This is a genomic window from Alteromonas gracilis (assembly GCF_036870955.2).
Taxonomy (GTDB): Bacteria; Pseudomonadota; Gammaproteobacteria; order Enterobacterales; family Alteromonadaceae; genus Alteromonas; species Alteromonas gracilis_A.
On sequence record NZ_CP145482.2, the window covers coordinates 3,791,728 to 3,818,151 of the forward strand.

Here is a 26,424-nt window from a genome sequence, read left to right on the forward strand (position 1 = left end):
GCTTACTCCTCGTCTACACCGTAGCGTTTATCCATAGCGTTCATTTTTGCCATATAGACAAAAATCAAAGCAACGAATACGTAAATAGCGCCTTGCTGAGCAAACCAGAAGCCCAGTTTAAAGCCAAAGAATTGAATTTCGTTCAGTGCGTCGACAAACAATATGCTTAAGCACCAAATGATACGATGAACCATACGACCAAAAGCTTACCAAGGAGAGAAAGGTTCTCCTTCCAGTATGCTTTTTTGTCCTCTTCGTTTCTAAATGCCATTGTTTCACCCTCATGTCAGGTTAACTAGTTGTTATGTTTTTACATTTTCCTAACGCCCGGCTTTATTAACGTTATTGCTGCGAAGTGGAAATTAATGAAAACCTCTTCCTTAACAGCAAAGTCAAGCATTTAGGAGCTCGCGTATTACTCTAGACCTGCCTATGAGAATTCAAAATGAGACCATGGTCGTAGGTAAGACTATGGTCGAAACGTTTATAATGAACACTAAGTTGTTAAAATATAGTTAAAGGAAAATTATGGTATTTGGTTGGGTGACACTGGCGGTGCTGTACCTCTTTTTGCTTTTTTCTCTCGCCAGTTGGGGTGAGAAAAATTCGCAGAAAGCGCGCGCAATTACTTCTCACCCGGCAATTTATTCACTGGCGCTCGCCATTTACTGTACCGCTTGGACCTTCTTTGGCATGGTGGGCCAGGCAAGTCGAGACACATGGATTTACCTCCCCATTATGCTGGGCCCAATATTGGTGTACGCCTTAGGTTACAAGTTCATCTACAAAATGACCTTGGTAAGCAAAAAGCAGCATATTACGACTATTTCAGACTTTATTGCCTCACGCTACGGCAAGCGTCAAACCGTAGCACTTGTTGTCACGCTTATTGCGCTACTTGCTACAATTCCTTACATCGCTCTTCAACTCAAAGCCGTTGGCGCAACATTTCAGCTACTGACTCAACAGTCCAATAGCGACGTGATTATTTTCGCTGCAACAGCTTTTATCGCCGTTTTCGCAATTTATTTTGGTACACGTCAAGCAGACGTGACCGAATATCGTCGGGGCATGATGTTAGCCATTGCTTTTGAGTCGACCATTAAATTGCTGGCGCTCGTGTTGGTGGCATTTGTCGGCTATAGCGCGTGGAAGCGAACAGAAACAGGGCCTTTTTTCGATAGCTTTGTTAACGAAGCCGCGTTATCCCAATTCGGTTCTTTTTCTTTTGTTGCACAAACCATTATGGCAGCCGCAGCAATTATCTGTTTGCCTCGCCAATTCCACGTGGCGATTATTGATAATTTAAGTCTAGGGCACATTCGCACGGCAAGGTGGCTATTCCCCCTTTACTTGACCATAATTTCAGCGGTAATTCCAATTATCGCCATTGTCAGTAAAGCAATATTTAGTGATACAGGCATTGAGCCCGACTTTTATGTTCTTTCATTAGCGGTATTTTCACAGTCTACCTTGCTTCAGGTTATCGTTTTTGTGGGAGGGCTTTCAGCAGCTACTGCGATGATCATAGTTGCCACGCTCACACTCAGTACCATGTTAACTAATGATGTAATTCTGCCGCGCATTCTTGCATTCAGCGACCAAGCTGATAGCAAACAAGACCTTTCAAGTAGAATCAGGTTTATTCGGCGTATCGTTATTGCGTTTATTCTCCTTATGGCGTTTTTCTATCATCATCAGATGACAGGAAGTCGCTCTTTACATTCTATTGGCCTTATCGCTTTTTCTTTAGTCATTCAATTGCTCCCTGCCATCGTAGGTGGTCTATACTGGAAGAAAGCACATGCACACGGCGTATATGCAGGCCTTATGATTGGACTTGTAATATGGGTGCTGTGGCTTGTTCTCCCTATTGTGAGTGACCAAGTCTCACAAGTGGAGCAGAATGAACTCATTAGCCAAGGAGCGATGATAAGTTTGGCAGCTAATACGTTTGTCTACGCCATATTTTCGTGGTTTGCGCCGCAGCGACTTATCGACCGCATTCAGGCCGAAGCCTTCGTATCTCCCGCTATTTCGGCTAACAATACCGTTAAAGCGCAGGCTACCAATGTTACCGTTTCAGATCTCATTACCTTATTGTCGACCTTTATGGGAACAGGTCGATGTGAGCAACTTCTCGATCAATACAAACAACTTAATCACTGCGAGCTAAAGCATGAAGCCAAGCCCGATGAGGCATTTTTATCGTTTTGCGAGCGCGCTCTTGGCGGAGTAATTGGAGCATCTAGTGCTAAAGTGCTTCTAGATAGTGCGTTGCGCGGTAAAAAAATGGATTTCACAGAAATCATTAACTTTTTCGACGATACCACGCAGGCCATGCAGTTTAATATGACCGCACTGTTAACGTCGCTAGAGAATATGGATCAAGGCATAAGCGTCGTCGATAAACACCTTAATTTGGTAGCGTGGAACAAGCGCTATGCCGATTTATACCCCTACCCTGATAACTTGCTCGCAGTGGGTACTCCCATAGAAAAGCTTATTCGGTTTAACGCATCGCAGGGCGAATTTGGCACTGATAATGTTGAAGCGGAAGTAGAGAAACGCTTGGGTCACTTGCGATCTGGCATGCCCCATCGTTTTACGCGTCAACGCAAAGATGGTCGCGTCATTGAAATGGTTGGCAATCCGTTACCTGGTGGGGGCTTTGTTACCAGCTTTAACGACATTACAGGCCACGTTGAAATTCAACAAGCACTGGAAGAGTCCAATATCGACTTAGAAGCCAGAATTAAGAAGCGTACAGAAGAAGTTCATTCCATCAACGCCGAACTACGCCTTGAGATTGAGCGCCGCTCTGAAGCAGAAAAAGAGTTGATAAGGGCGAGAAAGGCCGCAGAAGATGCCAACGCCAGTAAAACGCGGTTTTTAGCTTTAGCCAGCCATGATGTTTTACAGCCCCTTAACGCAGCCAAGCTATATGCCAGTGCATTGGAAGAGCAAGAGCTTTCTGATGCGGCCCACGACATTATTCAAAAGCTTAATCACAGCGTTACCTCCAGTGAAAATCTTATCGGGACGCTTCTGGATATTGCACGCTTAGATCAGGGTGAAATGAAACCTGAACTAGAGGCAGTTGACGTCACATTACTGCTTGCCCCTCTTGTTGATGAAATGGCTATGCGAGCAAAAGAAAAGGGCCTGCAGTTTAGCGCAAGAATTCGGCCATGCTGGGTAACTGCTGACAAGACATATTTGTACCGTATTACACAAAACCTGTTGTCAAATGCCGTTAAATACACAGAAAAAGGCAAAGTATTATTTGCCGTAAAGCCTGTGGGCAATGTTGTACATTTTAAAATTATCGACACCAAGCATTGGTATTTCGCACGAAAAGAAAGGCAGTATTTTTGGCGACTTTGTACGTATAAATGACAGCAAAGAGCATGGCCTAGGTTTAGGCTTAGGTGTGGTCCGGCGCTTAAGCTTGCAGCTTAACAGTGATATACAAGTAAGCTCTGATGTTGGTAAGGGAAGCTGTTTTTCTTTTTCTCTGACTAAAGCGCAGCCAAAGGCGCTTTCTAGTGAACACTCGAAACCCAAAAATACGACGTTCAGCGGCATGAATGTGCTTTGTGTGGACGATCAAAAAGAAAACCTAGACGCCATGCAGACTCTACTTTCTAAGTGGGGTGTCAACGTTGCACTGGCAAACAATTGGGAAGACGCACTAACGTTGTGTGAAACCATACAGCCACAGATTTTGTTAATGGATTATCAGCTTAGTCACGATGATGAGAAAAACGGACTTGCACTAATTGAGGAGATAAGAGCTCGTTTGAACGTTGTCGTGCCAGCGGCACTTATTACCGCAACACCGGACGATGGTTTGGTCACACAATGCAAAGCTCAGGGCGTTAATTTCTTATCTAAGCCTTTGAAACCTAAGCAAAGCTTAGAGCCTTATTGCAAAGTATGACGCGCTATATTAGAGAAGCGAAAAACGTGAGTTAGGGCGATAGTCATCGCCCAATGAACAGTGAATGTATTATTTACCTAAAAGTTCTTCGGGTACTCTGTTTTCTTCTACTTTTTGCACTGGAGTTTCCACCGCCGATTTCGAAATCACTTTCCCCATTGATCCCCATTTAACTTTTGGGTTGAGTAATACGGGACGCGTTAATATGAGGTTATTCGGATACATTAATGTCTCACGGTCAGCAGTAACCAGCCGAGTGCTAAAGGGACCCACATCGGCAATGACGCCTTCAATATAATTATCTCCATCCAAAATACGCACGTAATTTCCACGCCGGTAGGCCACGTTAGTTAATAGAATGAAGTACGCTGTAATGTTGCTGATTAGAGACCAACTCGCAAATAAGGCAACGCCAGTTACGGTCAAAATTGACGTCGACAATACCAAAAGGCCAGAAAAGTCGATGCCCCACGCTAGTAGAAGCAAAGCAACAGACAGCGTCGCAACCAATACTCTGGCAGCAAACAGCCCTTTAATAGCGCTACTGGATTTTAACTTGGATTTTTCAATATTGGTTTCAAGTTTTGGCAGGAGCTTTCTCGACGTCGCCAAATAGATCAACAAAACCACACCGCTCCACACGACGTTCGACTGGTATTCGGTTAACCACATCAAAAACGCGTGCCACCACTCATTCATTACACTAAACCTAAAAAAGACATATCAATTTTCTTTCATGCTATCGCGAAAATCGCATAACTTCATGCATTAAAAACAATCGACACAACAAGAATTATTCGTAAGACACCGTTTGCACCTTGCATTAGTATGCGCGGAAAAATACTTGTCTAAATTATATCCACGTTCTAACGTGGTATAGACAATCCTAATATCTAATACAAATTACAGGCTTTTCAATAATGCGTATCGCAATACTTTCCAGAAACCCACGTCTATACTCGACTTCACGCCTTGTTGAAGCAGGCCGAGCGCGCGGGCATGAGGTAGATGTAATCGACACAATGCACTGCTATATGGACATCACAAGTGCACGACCATCAGTGCGTTATCATGGTAAAAAGCTTCCCTACTACGATGCGGTTATTCCTCGCATTGGGGCATCGGTGACGTTTTACGGTACATCGGTCGTTCGTCAGTTTGAAATGATGGGAACATACAGTCTCAACGAATCTGTCGCTATTAGTCGCTCGCGGGATAAGCTTCGTTCACTGCAGCTTTTGTCTAGAAAAGGCATTGGCATGCCGCGTACTGGTTTTGCGCACCACCCTGACAAAATTGACGACGTCATTAAAACCGTGGGTGGCGCTCCAGTAGTCATAAAACTGCTAGAGGGCACTCAAGGTATCGGCGTTGTACTTGCTGACACACAAAAAGCAGCAGAGTCGATCATTGAAGCGTTCATGGGGCTAAACGCCAGTATATTAGTGCAAGAATTTATTAAAGAAGCTGGTGGTGCCGATATTCGCTGTTTTGTTGTTGGTGGTAAGGTCGTCGCGGCGATGAAGCGACAAGCCGCGCCTGGCGAGTTTCGCTCAAACTTACATCGCGGTGGCCAGGCAAGCTTGGTACGTTTAAGCCCAGCTGAACGTAAGACCGCAGTAGATGCCGCAAAAACCATGGGGCTAAACTGCTGTGGCGTCGATATTCTGCGCTCTAACAATGGTCCGGTAGTAATGGAAGTAAACTCGTCTCCCGGTCTTGAGGGCATCGAGAAAGCAACCAACAAAGATGTTGCCGCTATGATCATTGAGTTTATTGAGAAAAGTGCTGAGCCACATAAAACAAAAACCCGTGGCAAAGGCTAGGCGTGCAATAGCGCTATGTTCGAAATAGGAAAACGTGAGTGGTAAAAAACGCAGTTAAAAACGTGCTCAACATAGGTGGCATAGACATCGCGCCAGGTGAGACGAAGAAAATAGAGCTAGAAATGCCGCCTTTGTATACGGCGACAAACATGAGCATTCCGGTTTATGTTAAGCGTGGTAAGCGCCCGGGGCCCACCATGTTTGTGAGCGCAGCTATTCATGGTGACGAGTTAAATGGTATTGAAATAGTGGGCAGATTGATTCGCTCAAAATCGATTTCACGCATTAGAGGTACCTTGATAGCCGTGCCTATGGTGAACGTGTACGGCGTATTAAACCAATCTCGTTATTTGCCTGACTAAGCGAGACCTAAATCGCAGTTTTCCAGGAAGTAAAAAAGGTTCACTGGCAGGCAGACTTGCCAATTTGTTTTTTAAGGAAATTGTGAGCAAGTGCGACGTGGGTATCGACCTTCATACTGGCGCAATCCACCGCAGCAACTTGCCACAGATTAGAGCTGACTTGGATGACGAAGAAGTTCTTGAAATGGCAAAAGCTTTTGGCGTACCTGTATTGCTTAATGCTGAGTTAAGAGATGGCTCATTAAGAGAGTCGGCCAGTGAAAGCGGTGTAAAGATTTTATTATACGAAGCAGGTCAAGCGCTGCGATACGACGAGTTTTCTATTCGAGCTAAGCGTAAAGGGTATCATTAACACCATGCGTCACTTGGGGATGTTAAATAAAAGCCGCAGCAAGGGACACAGCATTGAACGTTTTATTGCAAGGCAAAGTGGTTGGGTTAGAGCGCCAGAAAGCGGCTTTGTAACGCACCTAGCGCAACTTGGCGATCACGTTGAAAAGGGTGATAAATTGGCAATAATTGCAGACCCGTTTGGCAACTACCTAGATAGTTTAGAAAGCCCTGCCGAGGGTGTCGTCATTGGTAAACAAAATATTCCGCTGACGCAAGAAGGAGAAGCGGTTTACCACATTGCCTACTTCTCTGAACCTGATACAGTTGCAGAGCACGTTGAGTTGCTTCAAGACAACTTATTGCCTCCGCAACTAGGCACTGTTGAATAACATCGGTAAAAAACCTATGAAAAACAAGAAAATTGTAGGCGCGGTCGAGCTATGCGATTTACCAAATCTAGCGATAACAGATCTCAACGTGCGTGTAGATACTGGTGCTGCCACGTCATCGCTTCATGTCGACAACATTGAAGAGTTTGAGAAGGATGATGAACTGTGGATTAAGTTTGATATTCACCCTGACATTCACGATGTTGAACGTGTTGTCCGTCGTGAAGCCCGTGTTGAAGGCCAAAAGCGCGTTAAAAGTTCAACCGCAACATTAGAAAAGCGATACGTCATAATTACGCCTATAATTATGGATGGGAACCAGTGGGATATTCAGCTTACTCTCACTGACCGCTCAGAAATGACGTATTTAATGCTGTTAGGCAGAGAAGCCATGAGCGGCCAGTTTATTGTAGACCCTGAATTTGACTTTCTGCTCACTGGTAAAGACTAGAATGTGAACTATGTTATGTATTTGATCGCAACCTACGAAAACAAAGTTCACAACAAGCTTTGTATTGTACTTAAGTGCGCCAAGGAGTTAAAGGTGCACTTAATAGTCAGCGAATGAAATACGGACATTGTAATGACTCTAAGACTTACACGACGATTACTCATTGGAGCGTTAGCTTTAGCGCTCAATGACGCTACTGCGCAAGCGCAGGGGCAAGCGAAACCGGTATCGGTTAACCCAGAGTTACCACATAGCGTGCTGAGGCTGCCTAATATTCACCCTGGGCGAGATGCTGTGTACGCATACGCAAAAGAGCTTTTAACCGAAGCACTTAACGTAACTGCACAAGACTATGGCACGTTTGAGCTCATTGTCAGCACACAAGAAACCGCACAAGATCGCCAGCTCAGAGGCCTTGAACACAATACTCTAGATGTCACCTGGAGTGTGACATCACACGAACGCGAGCAACATTTTCTTCCAATTCGCATACCGATTATGGCTAGGTCTTTTTGGTAAGCGAGCTCTCTTTGTGCGCCAAGGTGATACGCGTTTAAAAAGTGTTACATCACTTGAAGAACTGCAGCAATTTCGTGCTGTAATGGGATATGACTGGCCTGACACTCGTATATTTAAAGCCAATAACATTCCTGTGTTGGAAACCACCTATCGTGCTTCTTTTAGAATTGTTTCTGAAGGTTTTGCGGACATGTTTCCCAGAAGTGTCATGGAAATAAATGAAGAGTTTGCTGATGAACAGCTATCACAAGGTCTCGCTATCGACGAACACCTTATTGTCTCTTATCCCAGCCCTATTTTCTTTTTTGTTGGAAGCGATAATCATCAACTGGCGGGAAGAATTGCTCAAGGTTTACTCATACTTTTTGAAACAGGCAAGTTTCAAACCTTATTAACACAGCAAAAGGGTTATCAACAAAGCATGGACTTAATAGAAGGCAGACGTATTATCGATATAGATAACCCGCTATTAAGTGAGCAAAGTAAGCTTGCACTTGAGCGCTTTTTACCTGAATTCACACACTCGATAGAAACCGCACAGTATATTGAGGAGAAGGACCAAAGGGGTAATTGAGCGCTTACAACGCCTAAGTTACTGCGACGGAGGTTCAAGCTCGAGTTGAGAGGCAATTAAAACCGCTTGAGTTCGATTGTTGATGCCTAGTTTTTTGAAAATTGCAGTGACATGAGCCTTAACCGTGGCCTCTGCAATATCTAGATTGTATCCAATTTGCTTATTCAACAACCCATCACGCATGTAGCATAGCACTTTGTATTGAGAGGGTGTCAACGCAGCTACTTTGTCTGCTAGCTCAGAAAATTCCTCATTAACTTCATCTACGTTTTCACTTAAGTTATCGGGTAACCACACATCGCCATCAAGAATGGCTTCAACGGCATTAGCGATATCATGGGCGCTGGCCGTTTTGGGAATAAACCCAAGTGCGCCTACGCTAATTATCTTTGAGATAAGCGTGGTATCTTCAGTCCCAGAAACCACTGCAACAGGTATATCGGGGAACAACTTTCGGATATGTAACAAGCCGAACAGATCATTGCTGCCCGGCATGTGAAGGTCGAGTAATAACAGGTCGATATCCTCGTTATTTAGAATATCGACCGTAGCATTCAAGTCGCCTGCCTCTTTTAGCGTTAAGGCAGGCATTGACAGCGACAATGCACCTCTAAGAGCATCGCGATACAACGGGTGATCATCGGCGATCAAAAGGGTAATCATTATCTATGTCCTTGATTATTTGTTGAGTCTCTCCTCAATCAGTGTATCAACAACCGATGGATCCGCCAATGTCGATGTATCACCCAACTGTTCATGTTCGTTTGCAGCTATTTTTCGCAAAATACGGCGCATTATTTTACCTGAACGTGTTTTGGGAAGGCCACGCGACCATTGAATCATATCTGGCGTCGCGATTGGGCTGAGCTCTTGACGTACCCAACCTTTAAGTTCTTTGGTTAGCGCATCGTCTGCATCTACACCTTCGTTAGGTGTCACATACACATAGATACCCTGACCTTTAATATCATGAGGAAAGCCGACAACAGCCGCTTCAGCAACTTTAGGATGAGCCACCAGCGCACTTTCAATTTCTGCCGTGCCAAGACGGTGACCTGATACGTTAAGCACATCATCAACACGACCGGTTATCCAGTAGAAGCCATCTTCATCGCGTCGTGCACCATCTCCGGTAAAATACACACCTTTGTAAGCGCTGAAGTAGGTGTTAATAAAGCGTTGATGATCACCATAGACGGTTCTTGCCTGACTGGGCCAGCTATCTTTAATCACAAGGTTACCTTCCGATACACCGTCTAGCTCATTTCCCTCTGCATCAAATAGAGCAGGCTGAATGCCAAAGAAAGGACGTGTAGCAGAACCTGGCTTAAGCTCAGTAGCTCCAGGCAACGGCAGTATCATGTGGCCACCTGTTTCGGTCTGCCACCATGTATCAATGATAGGACAGCGTCCTTTACCAATAACTCGATGGTACCAATCCCATGCTTCAGGGTTGATTGGCTCACCTACTGTACCTAACAAGCGCAACGATGAAAGGTCGCAGCCTTCAGCTGGCACGTCGCCATGTGCCATAAGTGCACGAATTGCAGTAGGTGCGGTATACAAGCTATTGACTTTATATTTCTCAACAACCTGCGCAATGCGCTTTACATCCGGATAAGTGGGAACACCTTCAAAGAATACCTGAGACGCAGCATTGACCATAGGGCCATAGACCATATAACTATGGCTTGGTAATCCAACCAACATCCGCCGTACACCAATAAATATCATCGTCTTTGTAGTCAAAGGCATACTTAAAAGTCATTGCAGAATACAACAGATATCCACCCGTAGTGTGCACAACGCCTTTTGGCGTGCCAGTAGAACCTGATGTGTAAAGTATGAATAGCGGGTCCTCGGCATTCATCACTTCAGGCTCGCACTGTGCAGAACACCCTTCGACAGCATCGTGCCACCACACGTCGTGTTGGCTATTCCAGTCAACGTCGCCGCCTGTCAGCTTGTGCACTAAAACATGCGTAATAGAAGGGCAAGCATTTCCTGCTAGTGCTTTATCTACATTAGCCTTTAGCGGGATAGTTCGCCCAGCACGTCGCCCTTCATCAGCAGTGATAACGACCTTTGCACTACTGTCGTTGATGCGATCGGCAATGGCGTTTGGTGAAAAACCACCAAAGATCACTGAGTGCACCGCGCCTATTCTCGCACAAGCTAACATCGCATAAGCGGCTTCTGGCACCATGGGCATATAAATCGCAACACGATCGCCTTTGGTAACGCCCATTTCTTTTAGTGCGTTGGCGAGTTTGCATACTTCATAATGAACTTGCTGATAGGTGATATCTTGACTGTCTTCTGGTGAATCGCCTTCCCAGTGGAACGCCACTTTTGTTGCATTATCAGCTAAGTGACGATCAATACAGTTATAGCTAGCATTTAGCTCGCCATCTTCAAACCACTTGATCGAGACATCGTCATCACCAAACACGGTATTTTTGACTTTCGTAGGCTTGGTATACCACTCTAACGCTGCAGCATGTTCGGCCCAAAAGGCTTCTGGTTGCTCAACAGATTGCTGGTACATTGCATCGTATTGCGAGGCATTTAAGTGCGTAGACTGAAGAATGTTTTCGGGTACAGCGTAAGTTTTGCTTGTGGTCATAAATGGTCTCCACGTCAAAAGTGTAAAAATTTTGTTGTATGTTGTAACACTCTAATCATCTACCCACAAAGCAAAATGAGACTTTGGTCTTAACAGAATAAACTCAGGAGCTTACACGCAATAACGAAATGTGGGGTTTGTTAAAATGATAAATATAAGCAAGGCGTGACTGATACACGCCTTGCTTTTTTACTGTGTCGCGTTAGAACTTAAACACTACGCCAGCTCGGCCAACCGATGCGGTAAAGCTTTCAAAGTCTACGCCGTACTCTGTGTCAAAGTGCGTAAACTGTGCAAACGCCGTTAGACTGCTTGTCACTTTATATCCGTAGTTGATATACGCGGTGGTGTTTTTGTTAAGCTCGGTCAGTGAAAGTCTGGCGCGATCATCTGAGTCTACAGAAGCACTCGCGTAACCCACGCGAATATTATGTTTAGGGCTGACTTTCCAGTTAACAAACGTAAAGAAGCCGCTCTCACTAAAGCTCTCTCTGATTACACCACCACTTAGGCGTGCGGCAGGCGCGACACCCAATGCGTTTTGGTTGTTTAGCGCTTCGCCAGAATAGTATTCGGCATTAAAGCTGACATCACCAAAGTTCAATGTGGTATACACCTTCATCAGGTTAGCGTCTTGGTCCTCGCCGCCGGTAAAGCCGGGCTCATCTTCGAAGTTGATTGTGGCAAAATGACCAGCAAAACCTACAGTGTGGCCTGAGAATTTGTAGTTAACGTCTAAGGCAAGACCTGGCATACGACCCAGTTCGTTTGCGTTAATACCACCAGCCGTTGCGTTACGGCCTTTGCTTAATCAACGCACCTGTAATGGTAAGCGCGTCAACTTTATAGGTTGCCCCAACCTCCATCGCCAAGAACCCTGAATTACCTAAGCACGATAAGCGTTACCAATCCAGTTATAGCTTCCGCTAGATTTTATGCCCGCTGCTGTTGTCCACTTCTGACCGCCAAAAAAAGTGAGGCTATCGGAATAATCATAATACAATGTCGCAAGTCGAAGTCTTGGTTCCTGCGCTTGAATGGCCGTCTGATTGGTGAACCCATCTTCACCATCGATGAAGTCAAACTCGAGTACGCCGCGGATTTTCTCGTGTTTCATATTGAGTGAAAAACGAGATTGCGCAGCTTGGAAAGACGTAGACTCCGACTCTAGAAACCGGGTTTCTTGGTCAGTTGCAGGTGCGCCGTTAAATATATCTGTGCGAAGAGCATGGGTAGGTGCAACTTGGCTATAAGCGCTACCATAACTGGCAACCCCTTCGTTCGACGTAACAACTTCAGGCTTGATCATGCCTTTAAAGCTAAACTCAAAAGCATCAACTGGCGTGTTGACTAGTACCAATGCGCACGACGCTGCAATTCGTTTTAACATGTGATTCTCCCAATTTTATCAACAAAAACAGCTCTAGCTGTTTGAATTATTCTATTAGTGGGAATCTAGAGGTACGAACTACTCAGTCTCACCCTCAACCCGCTAACGAAAACTTAACATTTTTTAAACAAGTTAATTGTGAGATAAAAACGAAAAAAATACTCGTGATATATCGTTTGGTGCGACCAAAGTCTTATGATCTTGCGAGGTTTTTCCACGTTTCATAAGACTTTAGCACTATAAAAATCGACGTGATTTGGATTTTTCTGCACTTGAATTCTTCAATTTTTGCTAAGCAAAAGAAATAACGAAAAGTGGAAGTGCGAAAAACAAACCGCCAATATAGGCGAGACCATATACCTTTCTTTCTGTAGCCAAAACAGAAAGTTTGTAGGAGTAAGTAAGCGGTATTTGACGTAAAAAAGGAATACCATATATCACCGTTACGCCAAGTACGTTGTAGATTAGGTGAACTAACGCTATTTGCAGCGCAAACCCGCTATTGACCCCCACTACACCCAGAGCTGCTATAAGTGCCGTTATACATGTCCCTATGTTGGCGCCCAACGTAAATGGGTATACATCACGGGCCTTTAGAATATCGCTTCCCACCAGAGGCACCATTAAGGAAGTCGTAGTGGATGAAGACTGTACCAACACGGTCATAATAGCGCCTGATGTAATGCCCGACAGTGGGCCTTTACCAATACTTTTATGAAGAAGCTCTTTGGCCTTACCTACCATTAGCGTTTTCATAATTTTACCCATATAGGTGATAGACAACATGATTAGTGCAATACCTATAAGAATTTTAGCAACGCCTGGATAAATAGAGGGCAGAAACTGTAGCGATTGTGTGGCAAGGTCGGTCACAGGCTGTGTAGCCGCCTTAATGGGGTTGACTCCATTTAGTCCTAACGCATCCCCAGTATGTAGAAGGGCAACCAGTTGCCCACTTAAGTACTCTAAAATACCGAATGCCATCTCAAGTGGCAGAAAAATAAGTACAGAGAGGACATTGAAAAAGTCGTGAATGGTTGCCGCATTGAAAGCCCTTTGGAACTCTTCCTTTCGAGCTACATGACCTAAACTCACCAAAGTATTGGTAATACTCGTACCAATATTAGCGCCCATCATCATGGGTACTGCAATGGTAATGGGCAGTCCTCCAGCCACCATGCCTACGATAATTGACGTAACCGTACTGGAAGATTGAATCAGCGCCGTAGATACCATGCCGATGATTAAACCCATTATTGGATTTGAGGCAAAATTGAAGAGCTCTCGCGCGTGATCACCAGTGGCATATTTAAACCCACTACCGATCATACTGACAGCCACCAGCATGACGTAAACCAAGAATGCGAGTAAAAGCCAACGCTGCCAATTAGGATTTTTACCTAGCTCAGCCTGTTGCGTAAGTTGAGGGTCAAGTGTCGACATAGTTTCTTATAAACTTACTAAAAAATTTATAGTATGACGCACATGTGACACAAAAATGACGAGCCTTGGCTCGTCATTCTTATTCACTCTGCTTTTCTTAGAAACCGAGAGGATGCTCTCGAAACACATCATGAACCTCATCGAGAGTCTCTTGAGAGAGCGTTATTGAAAAGGCTTCAATGTTTTCTTTTAGCTGTACCATTGTCGTCGCCCCAATAATTGTAGACGTAACGCCCGGCACTTGTTGACACCAGGCAAGTGCCAGTTGCGATGGTGTTATACCCGCCTGATTTGCAATCGCAACATACTTTTTTGTTGCAGCTTGGGCTGGCCCTTTGTCTCTAAACAACCCCATACGCTGAGCGAGTGTCCAACGAGACCCCTCTGGCCTTGCGCCATCTTGGTATTTACCACTGAGCATACCTGTTGCCAGAGGAGACCAAGGTAAGTAAGCAATACCTTCAAGTTCGCACATTTCTATCAAATAAGGCCAATCTTTAGCATGTAATAAACTAAACTCGTTTTGAATAGACACAGGCTTTGGAATGTCCATTTCACTGCATAATGTCAAAAATGTGTGGATGCCCCAAGGCGTGTCATCTGATAAGCCCCAGTGCCTTATCTTTCCAGAATCTAAGGCGCGCTTAACACCTATCAAAATATCTCGCATTCCCTCGACTTCTTGGTCACGGTCAAGACGCGTAGGGTTTGCATTATCCGGCCAATGTTTTCCAAAATGTGGCGTCACACGATTAGGCCAATGCAGCTGATACACGTCAATATAGTCAGTGTGCAAACGGGCAAGAGAATCATCAAGGGCGGTTGTAACCGCTTCTGCTGTGATAGGGCCCCCTTCTCGAATATAACGAAGTCCGCTTCCCGCAACTTTGGTCATCAACACAACGTCAGAGCGCTTATCTTTGTGTCTAGAAAGCCAATTTCCTATAACACGCTCGGTATCACCGTAGGTTTCTTTATTGGGGGGAACTGGATACATTTCTGCCGTATCCATGAAATTCACCCCCTTTTCTAACGCGAAAGCGATCTGCTCATCTGCGTCGCGCTGCGTATTTTGAATACCCCATGTCATTGTGCCTAGACAAATATCTGACACATTCAAGTCGCTAGTTCCTAAGCGATTAAATTTCATTTATGCGTTACCTTTTCAAGAATCTTTGTTGGAGGCTATGTGACGCATCCAAACGCGCTACGTTACCTTTTTACTGGCGAGTTCAGCTTCAACGCTCGCAAGTCTCGCTTCAATATCTTGTCGTGACTCTACCATTTCGTTTGCTAGTTCGGCTAATGATTTGAATTCAGCAAACCCAAGCTGTCGCGTATCAATTTTTTGGTATTGCCGCTTGCAGCGATAAAAAAACATAACAAAGTTAGCAAAAGCGCGATGGAATGTAGCAAAGCTTTTGATCAACACCAGGATAAGTACGATAGACGTCAGCGCAGCAATACCTAGACTGTATATACGCACTTGCGCTTCTTGTTGTTCAATAATGGGCTGTAACGCGGTATCGATAAGCGTGAGTTGTGACTCAACATTATGTGCACTTTGCCTAAACTCCCCCTTAGCCCTTCATTGTGAGTAAGACCAAATGCCATATAACCATCGACAAGGGATTGTAAGGCATTCCGATACTGATTGAGTGTTACAAGCAAACCGGTATTTGAGTCGTTGGCATTTAACAACGATAGGCTGAGCGCATCGAGTTGTCGGGCATATTGGCTTTCTTGTGTTAGCTGAAAATTGCGCACGGCAAGCTTAAGTTGAGATAACAGCACGTTCGAATTAGTTGATTTCAAGCGGGATAATAGGACTCCTTCTAGTTCCGCAATCTGACCTTTTACCCCTTTTTCACCGCTTAAGCCTATGCGTTCTTGAAGCGAAACAACCTGCTGAAACTTTCGAGCATAGGCATCGATTGAAATCGACAAACTTTCCACATCTTTTATTGGCAGTTGATATTCATTAAACGTTGGAACAAGGGTATTGAGCCTCTCGGTAAACGTTTCTGACTGTGCGACAAACTTCTCAAAATAGCGTCTATCATGGCGCAGTAAGAAGTCCTTTTCATGCCTTCGCATCTGAAGCAAGTCTTGCCCCATCCGCAATAACACATCGCGTTGTTGATTTAACCCTATCAGGCGCTGAGTGAAATAATGCTGACTAACAACGAGTAGTGCCATCCCCATCACGCAAATTAGCGTCATTAGCACAAGCCGAGATTTAATAGAATCAAACTTCATGAAGGCCACCTCTAGCAAGAAACAGGCAAGTACTCTAGCGTCACGCAGAACAGAATTATGAATGCTGCGTGCCTAAAGTGATAAATACCACCCTTTTCACTATAAGAGGGAAACATGACATTTTTTATTAAACCTTCGTAGCATGAGTGCTTAAATGAAAAAGACTACTACCCGCGACATACACTATATCTGCACACCAACGTGGAAGTTGATTCGAGGTTTTATAGGTTTAACAGCAACACAAATTTGATCACCATAGTAGTTATCTGCATAGTTGCACTGTGTTTGAACGCCACTGTTGTCAGCTATTGAAGCGTGGCGTTTTTTTGTTGAAGTTAGCTTTTTAAATAATGTGCTCATAACATTCTCCTTTTCATCGTGAGCACATCATCCATTATTTAAAAAAACTATTAAAACAAGTAAAGTTAATCCCAAAGATTGAATAATGCGATTAACCCTTGAGCCAAGGACCTGTAATTGCAAGAGTTTGGGTGGGTGAATAAATATTGACGAACAAGGTTTCGCCATCTGGAGAAAAACACGCCCCCGCTAATTCAGTTTGCGCGTGTAGCCTCGCAAAGTTGTAAACTTCTCCGTTCGGCGTAACGCCCCTTAAGTGGTTGTCGACGATATCGGTATATTGGTCTTCACACACTAATAAGTGACCGTTAGGGCATACTGTTAAGTTGTCGCCAAAGTTATACAAGTTCTTATTTTCGCTTTCGACAAATAATTGCAGTAAATCTGCCCCGTTGTCCGAAGGTGTTAATCGCATTACCTGTCCCAGCTGTTGACCACCACCATTGGTACAACAGAAATACAATTCGCCATCTCCCCAATGGATCCCTTCACCTCGAGCAAAGAGTGCCGCTCCTTTTTCGTATCCTTGCACGCGCAAGTCATCTTCTGGACTCTCTGGATTTTCTAGTGTGACCCAATCAACTTCAAGCCACGTAGACAGGGGCATAGAGGGTGCTTCCCAGTTTCGCGTGTCATATTGAGGTTTACCTTTAACAACTAACGCTTGTAATTCGCCGCCAGCTTGTAAATTCCCATATTCTTTTGGCACAAAGCGATAGAGCAAACCGTCTCCTCTGTCTTCTGTTAGATAGACGTAGCCAGTTTTGGGATCAACACACGCAGCTTCGTGATTAAAACGCCCCATGGCCTTTAACGGCTTGGCTTCAATCAACTTATCAGCACTTGCAGGGACTTCAAAAATATAGCCGTGTTCTTTATTGACGATACCATTTGGTTTGTCTACCGACTCTTCACACGTCAACCACGTACCCCACGGCGTAATGCCACCTGAGCAATTTCGCACTGTTCCAGTTAGGCTGACAAACTCGCGTTCTACCTTCTGTGTGCTCATGTTATAAATAAGCGTTGTTGTACCACCGGGTAATGCAATGCCATTGTTGTAGGTATCATACGCCAAAGGCGTCGAGTGCTTTTGTAACGACGTCGGCTGAGCTGTTACATGCTTAGGGTGTAGCTCGTGATTTCGTATAAGCGCGACTTTATTTGGTTCATCATTTAAGGGTAGACACCCCATACCATCGGCGCGATCGGGAACATGTAACCCATCACTCATAGGTTGAGCCAGGTGAGAGATAACTTTATAACTGAAGCCCTCAGGTAGGTCTAGGAGACCTTGACTGTCTGGTACAAGCGCCCCATAAACGTTTGTTGTTTTCATTCCAGGAAGATGACTGCTTTTTCCAAATGCACTGGCGGCAAGCCCTGTAAAAGCTAATGAACCAACAATGAAATTACGTCTGGTTATCATGAATACGATCTCTTAAAAAACGGTTGAGTGTAGCATACACCAAATTTGTTACATTATAACAATTTTGAGAGAGCCTGCTTACGTGTTGGAAATCTCATTAAAGCATTTTCCAACCAATGTTTAGCGGGTAACGGCTTTGAAAAGTAGTACCCCTGAAATCGCTCACATCCTCTTTCAGTGAGATAGTTCACCTGCGCCTGCGTTTCTACCCCCTCGGCAATGCAAGTTACTTTTAGCGCTTTAGACATTTCAATAATGGCATCAACAATTTGAGATGCTTTGCCGCTGTTTTCTTCGCATATATCATCGACAAAAAACTTATCAATCTTGAGTTCACTAATGGGGAGTTCTTTAAGATAAGCAAGACTCGAATAGCCAGTACCAAAATCATCTACTGAAAAGCGAAACCCATAACGTGAAAGCTCAACCATTGTTTGTTTTACTAATGCTATATCCATCACAAGTGCTGTTTCTGTAAGCTCAAGCATAAGCAATTGAGGTGGTATGGCATACTGTCTGACTTTCTCTAACAAGGAGGTAGAGAAGTCAGGCAATATGATTTGCCGCGCACTTATGTTTATAGCAATGCTGACATCTAGACCCTTTCTGATAAACATGCTTATTGCTCGTAAGCTTTTCTCTAACACCACATTGCCAATATCACAAATAACGTGACTTTCCTCTGCAATAGGGATGAAGTCTGACGGGCTGACCCAACCAAGTTCAGGAGAATGCCAGCGCACCAAGGCTTCAAATGATGTTAACGCTCCATACTCATTCACTTGAGGCTGAAGTACGATTGATAGTTCATCGTTTTCAATCGCAGGTTTAAGCTTGTCTTTAATTGCCACATATCGGTCAAATTCTTCTATACCGTCATTAGATACATGACATAACCCAAAGGGAGCCGATGCCTTCGCCCGCTTAACCGACAATTCTAGTACGCTAATTATTCGTTCAAAATTCTGCGACTGTGGGTCGAATATAGCACTGCCTAAAGACGCACTAAGTGGCCACTGCACGCCCTCCAACTCAATTTCAAAGTGACGAGGATTCAACAAGGCATTCTCAATAAGCGCGGGCTCGAAGTAGTGCAATTCTTGCTTTTTAAACGTTCGTTTAGACAACACGATAAAACTATCACTAGTAAACTTATACAGTTCGTAGTCGTGGCCTATAGTGAATAAAAGCTTCTCTGCGATAACTTGAAGCGCTTTATTACCGTTAGAGTATCCCAAGCGCGTGTTTATTTGGGCCATATTGTCCATATCAAGCAGTAATGCATGCACATACTCATTGCGCACTGCAGCTCGCAACAATAGGTCTTGAAACTCTTGTTGAAACCACTGGCTATTTCTTAAGTGGGTAACCGAGTCCGTATAGGCAAGATTGTAAATAGTATCTTGTGCTTCAAGACGTTCACTTATGTCTCTAATCACTCCAACGTAGCGCTTCTCTCCCATATCAAAGCTTTCTGAAAGAGATAGCTCCATTTGGAATACTGACCCATCTTTTCGTATAGCTGGAAGCTGACGCCCTACACCCATTATTTTTGCATTACCCGTGTTCTCGTAATGCACCATATATTTCTTATGATTTGTCGCATAAGGCTCTGGCATCAAGATCTCCACGGGTTGTGAGATAAGCTCATCTTGAGAAAACCCAAAAATGCGTGATGCTACTGCATTGCAATGACGTATGATTCCATCCGTATCAATACTGATAACCGCATCATTTATACTATTAAGGATATTCTGAATACGCGCCGCTCGCTCTTCACTAATGACCAACGCTTGTTTAAGCTCAGTGATATCTTCAAATGCACCATACAGACGCTTGGGTTCTCCATTAACACCAAGTTCAACTTTGCCCGAGGTTCTAACCCACTTTTTCTGACCATCATTGTCTACGATTTGAAATTCTTCTTTGTAACCGAGCCCTTTGTTAAGCAACAAATTGAAATCACGTTTGATTTGCTCCCGTGAATCTTCACAATAAAACGACATTGCGCGTTCTGGCGTCATTGGCTGCTCTTTGGATATGCCGTGTATACGGTACGTTTGCTCAGACCAATAAAGTTGGTTTGTCGCGGGGTAATATTCCCATGCCCCTGTATTTGAAATATCGCTAACAGCTTCAAGCAAAGCCAGTTGGTGGCATGTGCGCCGAGCAAGATAGTATTTCTGAATTTGAGCTGCAAACAGTTTAGCTTGAACAGTAAAAGTATATAACCACTGTGAAACATGTGGCTGAGGTGTGGTAAAAAGCGCGACCAATATGCCGATGTTATCTTCATTTTCATTGAAAATACCAGCGCCAAGGTATGCTTGTGCACAAAAGTGCTTAAGCGCTTTGTCTCTCGGATACTTCAGCTGTACATCTTTGACAACGCTGCAGGCTCCCTCGTTCATAACTTGCTCACATGGAGAACCAACAAGGCTATAACTTATTCCCTCCGACTCAGAATCACTGTCTGCAGTAACGAGGATTTTGACCTGCTCGTCTAGCCGTACACCTAAAAATAATTGATCAGCCCGCAACTGTTGGTTTAACGCAGCTAACTCCTGCGCAATCTGCACTTGATGCTGTTTGACGATGGATAAAAACGCGTCCTCGTTAAATACTGATTTAAATGAATGCATCAGGTTTCTCGCTTAAGGTCTGCAAAAGGTTCAAACTTAAAAACCGCGTACCTTACAGATATTCAAACGAACATTATTTGCGTTGAATCAAGGTTATCAAAACAGATGTACCAAACTCGATTAACTGCAAGTGATTGGTTACCGCAATGCCGATTACAAAGGAGTAAGAGTATGCCTCCTGAAACCCCACACCGCCGAGACTCGGTGTCAGAGCGCTAACATAAGAGAAGGGACGGGCTCTCGACGTGTCATTACTTCTCTCCCTCTAACTTTTTGCTAAGCCTCAAGAAGGGAGTGAGTGTATGTCCTCTGAAACCCTACACCGCAGGGATGCGGTGTAGGGGCTCTTATATAAAAGCTGGGATGGGTTCACGGCGTGTTATTACCTTCCTCCTCAAGCTTTTTGCTATGCCAATTAAAGAGGGAGTGAAGTCCCATCAAAAACTCTCAGCTGCATGGATGCAGCTGCGAAGCCGCTAATACAAAAGCACGGATGGGTTCACGGCGTGTTTCCCCTCTCCCACTAGCTTTTTCCCAATGCTGAGGGAGTGAAATCAATATGCCGTTTCAAACCTTCCACAGCATGGATGCTGTGGCAGAGCGCCCTGGCATGGGCTCTCGACGTGTCATTACTTCTCCCCCTCAAACTTTTTGCTAGGCCTCAAGAAGGGAGTGAGTGTATGTCCTCTGAAACCCTACACCGCAGGGATGCGGTGTCGGAGCCCCCATGGACGGGTTTAAGGCGTGTTTCAGAGGACATACACTCACGCACTTTCCAAAAGACATAAAAAAAGCGCACCTAAGTGCGCTTTTTTGGGCTTATGTTGCTAAGTCTAGATTAGTCTAGGATCTTAGATACAACACCAGCACCTACTGTACGACCACCTTCACGGATTGCGAAACGAAGACCTTCTTCCATCGCGATCGGAGCAATTAGCTCAACTTTGAATTTAAGGTTGTCACCAGGCATTACCATTTCTACGCCTTCTGGAAGCTCTACAGCACCAGTTACGTCAGTTGTACGGAAGTAGAACTGTGGACGGTAGCCTTTGAAGAATGGAGTATGACGGCCACCTTCATCTTTAGATAGTACGTATACTTCTGCTTCGAAGTTAACGTGTGGAGTGATTGAACCAGGCTTAGCTAGTACTTGACCACGCTCAACTTCGTCACGCTTAGTACCACGTAGAAGAACACCAACGTTCTCACCCGCGCGGCCTTCGTCAAGAAGCTTACGGAACATCTCAACACCAGTACAAGTAGTCTTAGTAGTTTCTTTGATACCTACGATTTCTACTTCTTCACCAACTTTAACGATACCTTGCTCTACACGACCAGTTACAACTGTACCACGGCCTGAGATTGAGAATACGTCTTCGATTGGAAGGATGAACGGCTTGTCGATTGCACGCTCTGGCTCTGGGATGTATGAATCAAGCGCTTCACCAAGCTCGATGATTTTCTTTTCCCACTCTGCGTCGCCTTCAAGCGCTTTAAGAGCTGAACCTTGGATAACTGGTAGGTCATCACCTGGGAATTCGTATTCGTTAAGAAGTTCACGAACTTCCATTTCTACTAGCTCTAGAAGCTCTTCATCGTCAACCATGTCACACTTGTTCATGAATACGATGATGTAAGGAATACCAACCTGACGACCAAGTAGGATGTGCTCACGAGTCTGTGGCATAGGACCATCAGTCGCAGCTACTACTAGGATACCACCGTCCATCTGAGCAGCACCAGTGATCATGTTTTTAACGTAATCAGCGTGTCCTGGGCAGTCTACGTGTGCGTAGTGACGAGTAGGAGTGTCATATTCTACGTGTGAAGTAGAAATGGTGATACCACGTGCTTTCTCTTCAGGCGCGTTATCGATTTGATCGAATGCCTGAGCGTCACCGCCGTAAGTTTTAGAAAGAACTGTAGTGATTGCTGCAGTTAGGGTAGTTTTACCGTGGTCAACGTGGCCGATTGTACCCACGTTTACATGGGGTTTCGTACGTTCAAACTTTTCTTTTGCCATTTCTATTATCCCAGCAAAGTTACATTAAAAAATTTAGAAATTTTACATGAGCTGGGGAGAAATATACTGGTGCTGATAGGCAGATTTGAACTGCCGACCTCACCCTTACCAAGGGTGCGCTCTACCAACTGAGCTATATCAGCACTGATTTGGAGCGGGCAGCGGGAATCGAACCCGCATCATCAGCTTGGAAGGCTGAGGTAATAGCCATTATACGATGCCCGCAATCCTAATTCTCTGGCCACCTCATAGAGAAAGTGGTGGAGGGGGCAGGATTCGAACCTGCGAAGGCTGAGTAAGCAGATTTACAGTCTGCTCCCGTTGACCGCTTGGGTACCCCTCCAGATTGATGGTGCCGACTGCCGGAATCGAACTGGCGACCTACTGATTACAAGTCAGTTGCTCTACCAACTGAGCTAAGTCGGCACTACATCAAGTGGGTGCGCATTCTAGAGTATTGTTTAACTCTGTGCAAGTGTCTTTTTGAAAATTTTTCAATTTTCTTTTTTGACCAATTTTTCAACTAATCAAAAACTTACGTCGAGGTTTACTTTATCAGTTCACTTCGAGCGTAGCGGGCAAGACCCTGCATCACCAAATGAGCGAGGCGCATGTTATCAGCAGATTTTAAGAATGCAAACATTTTTTTGTCTCCACCCCCTAAAACTACGTCAAAATCGGATCGTTTGCTTGATATGTAATCAATCGCGCTCAAATAAACACCATATAGGGCTGCATGGCATCCTTTAGCGACACACTCTTCTGTATCGTTCCCTACCCCAAAGGTGGTTGGAATTTCACCATTCGCGAACACTTTTTTGGTCGAGGCCACTAAAGAATCTTTCATTACATGGAAACCAGGTGCAATCCAACCGCCTAAATGTTGACCATCAGCAACAAAATCGACAGTAATTGCCGTACCCACGTCCATTACAAAAAATGCATTTTTTGCTTTTTCTGCTGCGCCTATCATTGCAAGCCATCGATCAACGCCCATTTTTTGTTCGTTGTCATAACTATTTTTAATGCCGAAGGCTTCTTTTTCTGTGTGCTTTTCTACAAAAACAATTTTTCGCTCAGCACACATGGTCGAAATTTCATCAACCAGTTCCTGATTTCTGACCGACGCGATATATAAATGCGTAATATTTTGCACACTATCAATGAAAGAAAACAAATCAGCTGACTTTTCGCAGCTATACGGTTCGTTTACGACATCACTTAATAGGGTATATTTAATTTTAGTGTTACCAATATCGACCAATATCACCTGACTTTCGTCGATATTGTTTTCATTAGTTACCACGAAGGCTAACCTCACCACCATGAAAGCGTGTTATGCCGTCTTGGGTTTCAACTAAAAGCGCCCCACTGGCGTCAACACCTCGGTCAATACCTGAAAAACGTTTTTCACCCATCTGCAAAACAATACGTTTATCCGCATAAAGGTCTAACGCCTCCCAATGTGGAACGAACGGACCGAAGCCTTGTTGAGTAAATTTTGGCAAATAAGCCCATAAAGATTTGATAACTTCAGCTGCAAGCTCATTTCTATCGGGTATGGAGCCAAGATATGAAGCTAAGTCGCTGTGAGGTTGGCCAACATCATATTGGTTATCAGGAACACATACATTTAGACCAATACCAATAACACAATGTGCGGTAGCACCTATTTGCCCTTCTACTTCAATTAGCACACCTGCGAGTTTTTTCCCTTGCAAGTAAATATCATTAGGCCACTTTAATTCGGCATCGTTAACACCAAATTCTTTAAGTGCATCACAAACCGCCAACCCAACAAGCAAGGATAACCCAGCCATACTTTGGTAACCGTCTGGAAATGACCAATACATAGAAAAAGTAAGGCTCCCACCAACAGGTGCTAACCAAGTTCGCCCATGACGGCCTCTACCGACGGTTTGAATTTCAGCAAAAATAACATCGCCATTTTCTAAATCATCGCGACTGTTGGCGATGCGTTTTTTCAATTCGGTATTAGTTGAAGGGAGTACTGACTCCACATCAATCATTGCTCGTTTGGTATTACCCAAATGTTTTTTAATGCTATCTGCACTTAACAACGGAAATCCTCGCTCTAAACGATAGCCTTTGCCTTTTACTTTAAAGACATCTAACCCCCAATCCGCTAATTGGGAAATATGACCTGCCACAGCGGTTCTTGATAAGCCAACTTGCTGTGCAATGGTTTCACCTGAATGGAATTGCCCATCTGACAACAGTGCTAAGATATGTTTTCTTATTGCTTTTGATGCCTGTCTCATAGCGAAATAAGTCCTTTGTTTCCCAATAGGCGCACTTCTGGCTCAAGCAATATGCCGAACTCATTCTTTACGCTTGCTATGATATTTTTTGCCATGGCTATTACATCGCTACTAGGTGGCACCACCTAAGTTAGTAAGCACCAATGGCTGTGTAGGATGGCATCGTACTTTATTCAAAACTTTGCCTTTAAAACCTGCCTGGTCGATAAGCCACGCCGCAGGAATTTTTATTTGCTCTTGTTCATTTGCTGGCAAATCAGCACTTCCGCTCACCACAAAATGAGGCACCCTCTCATAGTCTTGTGCAATCGCTTGATACACGGCTCTCTTAACTACTGGGTTTTTGAAAAAGCTTCCCGCATTGCCAAGTTCACTCGGGTCTGGAAGTTTACTTTTTCTTACTTCTATTACCTTACTATATATCTTTTCTGGAGTAGGCTCAGTAAGCGTAGCTAATTCACCGTAGCTCACTTCCAGTTCGTAATGTTTCGGTAGTTTAAAGTTTACGTGAGTGATCAGCACTTTGTCTGCTAGTGCATGTTTAAACACACTATCTCTGTAACCAAATTGGCAATCTTCATTATTAAGCAGTATCTGTTCGCCAGTTTCTAGTAGTACGCATTCCAGTGTATCAACAAACGCATTTACTTCTCGGCCGTACGCACCAATATTTTGAATTGGGCTTGCTCCTACTGAACCGGGTATTAACGCTAAATTTTCAAGTCCATACCACTTCTCTTTCATACATAGCGTTACGAAGTCATGCCAGTTCTCACCCGCACCTACACGTAAGTAGTGATGACTCAATGTATCGAAGTGGCTAATGCCTTTAATTTCGTTCACGAGAATTGTGCCGTCAAAGTCATCGGTAAAAATTGAGTTACTTCCGCCTCCTAATATATAAATTGCTTTATTAGTGTTGTTCTTATGAGCTTTGAAGAGAGATAGAAATGAAGCGACATCGGTAAACGACTGTAAAGAGTCGCAAGAAGCGGAAAGGCCAAAGGTACTGTAACGTTGTAGTGAAGGCATAGAGTTTTTAGAACTGCGAACAATTTGCTAATGGTAGGGGAACGGCGACACAAATTAAAGCGCAATGATGATAATATGTCATCCTCTTTCATAATGGCGTAGCCTCGCCTTTCGTCGTTTGTTTTCGAGACTTTCCTAGCATAACTAGCTCAGAAAGCATTTGGGATTCCAATAGTTTAAATTGTATTCCCCTAAATTTCGCTTAAGCAATGCTCAGCCGTTTAGTCACTGAAACTGAAGTTACCCACGAATTCTTCTGCTGTTCAATTGATACGACCAAAATCTTCTTTGTAAAAGATCACTTTAATGTATTTCTCTGGCTATATTATTGTCCCAACGCTAAATTAACTCTCGCTACCAAGTCTGCTTCTTGCTTAATTAATATGTCGGTTATAAGCTTACGATTAGTTGTAGCGAAATGCCAACTGAACAGGCACGGTAATCATTCTAGTGAAGTGAGATTATTGGACATATAGAAAAAGTAAAAGGATATACTATTGAAGGAATATTATTTTAAACTTGGGCTATTGGGCCTAGTCAC

At 44.1% G+C, this 26,424-nt stretch carries 18 protein-coding genes, 4 tRNA genes and 5 pseudogenes; 6 read left to right on the forward strand and 21 right to left on the reverse strand.

From position 1 onward, the window contains the following. Positions 1–2: 2 nt before the first annotated feature. Positions 3–271: pseudogene (locus V6N89_RS18250) on the reverse strand (DUF4212 domain-containing protein). A 257-nt stretch (positions 272–528) separates the two neighbouring features. Here V6N89_RS18250 and V6N89_RS18255 point away from each other — a divergent pair. Continuing rightward, positions 529–3,978 (forward strand): annotated as a pseudogene (locus V6N89_RS18255) (PAS domain-containing hybrid sensor histidine kinase/response regulator). 34 nt (positions 3,979–4,012) lie between these two features. On the opposite strand, the gene V6N89_RS18260 reads toward V6N89_RS18255, so the two are convergent. Continuing rightward, positions 4,013–4,642, reverse strand: coding sequence for a mechanosensitive ion channel family protein (locus V6N89_RS18260; protein ID WP_346993072.1), 630 nt, complete (start codon positions 4,640–4,642; stop codon positions 4,013–4,015). A 221-nt stretch (positions 4,643–4,863) separates the two neighbouring features. Between V6N89_RS18260 and rimK the strand changes: the two genes are divergently transcribed. The 5 genes and pseudogenes from rimK (at position 4,864) to V6N89_RS18285 (ending at position 8,397) form a co-directional block, all read left to right on the forward strand. Continuing rightward, positions 4,864–5,769 (forward strand): 30S ribosomal protein S6--L-glutamate ligase, encoded by a 906-nt coding sequence (gene rimK, locus V6N89_RS18265; RefSeq protein WP_334016106.1) that lies wholly within the window; start codon positions 4,864–4,866, stop codon positions 5,767–5,769. Positions 5,770–5,807: 38 nt separating this feature from the next. After that, positions 5,808–6,853 (forward strand): annotated as a pseudogene (locus V6N89_RS18270) (succinylglutamate desuccinylase/aspartoacylase family protein). 16 nt (positions 6,854–6,869) lie between these two features. Next, positions 6,870–7,304 carry an ATP-dependent zinc protease family protein gene (locus V6N89_RS18275; RefSeq protein WP_338518840.1) on the forward strand — a complete coding sequence of 145 codons (435 nt, stop codon included), beginning with the start codon at positions 6,870–6,872 and terminating at the stop codon, positions 7,302–7,304. 132 nt (positions 7,305–7,436) lie between these two features. Further along, the gene (locus V6N89_RS18280; RefSeq protein ID WP_346993073.1) at positions 7,437–7,823 is read left to right on the forward strand and encodes a hypothetical protein; all 387 of its coding nucleotides are present in this window, start codon (positions 7,437–7,439) and stop codon (positions 7,821–7,823) included. Between the two features lie 13 nt (positions 7,824–7,836). Next, a complete protein-coding gene (locus tag V6N89_RS18285) occupies positions 7,837–8,397 on the forward strand; it encodes a hypothetical protein (RefSeq protein ID WP_346993074.1) in 561 nt (186 codons plus the stop codon). 18 nt (positions 8,398–8,415) lie between these two features. On the opposite strand, the gene V6N89_RS18290 is transcribed toward V6N89_RS18285, so the two are convergent. The 19 genes and pseudogenes from V6N89_RS18290 to murB form a co-directional block, all read right to left on the reverse strand. Beyond that, positions 8,416–9,060: a response regulator transcription factor gene (locus tag V6N89_RS18290; protein ID WP_338518846.1), complete on the reverse strand. Its 645-nt coding sequence runs from the start codon at positions 9,058–9,060 to the stop codon at positions 8,416–8,418. Positions 9,061–9,075: 15 nt separating this feature from the next. Further along, positions 9,076–11,023 (reverse strand): annotated as a pseudogene (acs, locus tag V6N89_RS18295) (acetate--CoA ligase). Between the two features lie 202 nt (positions 11,024–11,225). Continuing rightward, entirely contained in the window at positions 11,226–11,777 is a 552-nt protein-coding gene (locus V6N89_RS18300; protein WP_346993075.1) for a hypothetical protein, read from the reverse strand. Between the two features lie 132 nt (positions 11,778–11,909). Beyond that, on the reverse strand, positions 11,910–12,413 hold the full coding sequence (locus tag V6N89_RS18305; RefSeq protein WP_346993076.1) for a hypothetical protein: 504 nt from the start codon (positions 12,411–12,413) through the stop codon (positions 11,910–11,912). Positions 12,414–12,704: 291 nt separating this feature from the next. Further along, a complete protein-coding gene (locus tag V6N89_RS18310; RefSeq protein WP_338518850.1) occupies positions 12,705–13,856 on the reverse strand; it encodes a Na/Pi symporter in 1,152 nt (383 codons plus the stop codon). A gap of 97 nt (positions 13,857–13,953) precedes the next feature. Next, positions 13,954–15,006, reverse strand: a complete 1,053-nt coding sequence (locus V6N89_RS18315) for an aldo/keto reductase (protein ID WP_338518851.1) — start codon at positions 15,004–15,006, stop codon at positions 13,954–13,956. A 57-nt stretch (positions 15,007–15,063) separates the two neighbouring features. Beyond that, complete coding sequence (locus tag V6N89_RS18320; RefSeq protein ID WP_346993077.1) at positions 15,064–15,342, reverse strand: hypothetical protein; 279 nt, start codon at positions 15,340–15,342, stop codon at positions 15,064–15,066. Beyond that, the gene (locus V6N89_RS18325) at positions 15,324–16,115 is read right to left on the reverse strand and encodes a chemotaxis protein (RefSeq protein ID WP_346993078.1); all 792 of its coding nucleotides are present in this window, start codon (positions 16,113–16,115) and stop codon (positions 15,324–15,326) included. The genes V6N89_RS18320 and V6N89_RS18325 overlap by 19 nt, the downstream gene beginning before the upstream one ends. Positions 16,116–16,298: 183 nt before the next feature. Further along, positions 16,299–16,475 carry a hypothetical protein gene (locus V6N89_RS18330; protein ID WP_338518855.1) on the reverse strand — a complete coding sequence of 59 codons (177 nt, stop codon included), beginning with the start codon at positions 16,473–16,475 and terminating at the stop codon, positions 16,299–16,301. A 91-nt stretch (positions 16,476–16,566) separates the two neighbouring features. Next, positions 16,567–17,904 carry an alkaline phosphatase PhoX gene (locus V6N89_RS18335; protein WP_338518856.1) on the reverse strand — a complete coding sequence of 446 codons (1,338 nt, stop codon included), beginning with the start codon at positions 17,902–17,904 and terminating at the stop codon, positions 16,567–16,569. 53 nt (positions 17,905–17,957) lie between these two features. Further along, entirely contained in the window at positions 17,958–20,546 is a 2,589-nt protein-coding gene (locus tag V6N89_RS18340) for a bifunctional diguanylate cyclase/phosphodiesterase (RefSeq protein ID WP_338518857.1), read from the reverse strand. An 838-nt stretch (positions 20,547–21,384) separates the two neighbouring features. Then, positions 21,385–22,569, reverse strand: a complete 1,185-nt coding sequence (tuf, locus tag V6N89_RS18345; protein WP_338518858.1) for an elongation factor Tu — start codon at positions 22,567–22,569, stop codon at positions 21,385–21,387. Between the two features lie 67 nt (positions 22,570–22,636). Next, positions 22,637–22,712, reverse strand: a tRNA-Thr gene (locus V6N89_RS18350). Positions 22,713–22,719: 7 nt separating this feature from the next. Further along, a tRNA-Gly gene (locus tag V6N89_RS18355) sits at positions 22,720–22,794 on the reverse strand. Positions 22,795–22,827: 33 nt separating this feature from the next. Next, a tRNA-Tyr gene (locus V6N89_RS18360) sits at positions 22,828–22,912 on the reverse strand. A gap of 7 nt (positions 22,913–22,919) precedes the next feature. Continuing rightward, positions 22,920–22,995: transfer RNA gene (locus V6N89_RS18365), tRNA-Thr, on the reverse strand. Between the two features lie 121 nt (positions 22,996–23,116). After that, complete coding sequence (locus V6N89_RS18370) at positions 23,117–23,875, reverse strand: type III pantothenate kinase (protein ID WP_338518860.1); 759 nt, start codon at positions 23,873–23,875, stop codon at positions 23,117–23,119. Continuing rightward, positions 23,865–24,851, reverse strand: a complete 987-nt coding sequence (gene birA, locus V6N89_RS18375; RefSeq protein WP_346993079.1) for a bifunctional biotin--[acetyl-CoA-carboxylase] ligase/biotin operon repressor BirA — start codon at positions 24,849–24,851, stop codon at positions 23,865–23,867. The genes V6N89_RS18370 and birA overlap by 11 nt, the downstream gene beginning before the upstream one ends. Then, positions 24,848–25,883: pseudogene (gene murB / locus V6N89_RS18380) on the reverse strand (UDP-N-acetylmuramate dehydrogenase). Before murB ends, birA begins: the two are co-directional and overlap by 4 nt. Positions 25,884–26,424 lie beyond the last annotated feature (541 nt).

Bases quoted from the DNA above. Each gene is read 5' to 3' on its own strand.
- V6N89_RS18260 (WP_346993072.1), bottom strand. From the start codon at position 4,642: ATGAATGAGTGGTGGCACGCGTTTTTGATGTGGTTAACCGAATACCAG.
- V6N89_RS18305 (WP_346993076.1), bottom strand. From the start codon at position 12,413: ATGTTAAAACGAATTGCAGCGTCGTGCGCATTGGTACTAGTCAACACG.
- tuf (WP_338518858.1), bottom strand. From the start codon at position 22,569: ATGGCAAAAGAAAAGTTTGAACGTACGAAACCCCATGTAAACGTGGGT.
- V6N89_RS18325 (WP_346993078.1), bottom strand. From the start codon at position 16,115: ATGAAGTTTGATTCTATTAAATCTCGGCTTGTGCTAATGACGCTAATT.
- V6N89_RS18275 (WP_338518840.1), top strand. From the start codon at position 6,870: ATGAAAAACAAGAAAATTGTAGGCGCGGTCGAGCTATGCGATTTACCA.
- birA (WP_346993079.1), bottom strand. From the start codon at position 24,851: ATGAGACAGGCATCAAAAGCAATAAGAAAACATATCTTAGCACTGTTG.
- V6N89_RS18335 (WP_338518856.1), bottom strand. From the start codon at position 17,904: ATGATAACCAGACGTAATTTCATTGTTGGTTCATTAGCTTTTACAGGG.
- V6N89_RS18300 (WP_346993075.1), bottom strand. From the start codon at position 11,777: ATGCCAGGTCTTGCCTTAGACGTTAACTACAAATTCTCAGGCCACACT.
- V6N89_RS18290 (WP_338518846.1), bottom strand. From the start codon at position 9,060: ATGATTACCCTTTTGATCGCCGATGATCACCCGTTGTATCGCGATGCT.
- rimK (WP_334016106.1), top strand. From the start codon at position 4,864: ATGCGTATCGCAATACTTTCCAGAAACCCACGTCTATACTCGACTTCA.
- V6N89_RS18330 (WP_338518855.1), bottom strand. From the start codon at position 16,475: ATGAGCACATTATTTAAAAAGCTAACTTCAACAAAAAAACGCCACGCT.
- V6N89_RS18315 (WP_338518851.1), bottom strand. From the start codon at position 15,006: ATGAAATTTAATCGCTTAGGAACTAGCGACTTGAATGTGTCAGATATT.
- V6N89_RS18310 (WP_338518850.1), bottom strand. From the start codon at position 13,856: ATGTCGACACTTGACCCTCAACTTACGCAACAGGCTGAGCTAGGTAAA.
- V6N89_RS18280 (WP_346993073.1), top strand. From the start codon at position 7,437: ATGACTCTAAGACTTACACGACGATTACTCATTGGAGCGTTAGCTTTA.
- V6N89_RS18340 (WP_338518857.1), bottom strand. From the start codon at position 20,546: ATGCATTCATTTAAATCAGTATTTAACGAGGACGCGTTTTTATCCATC.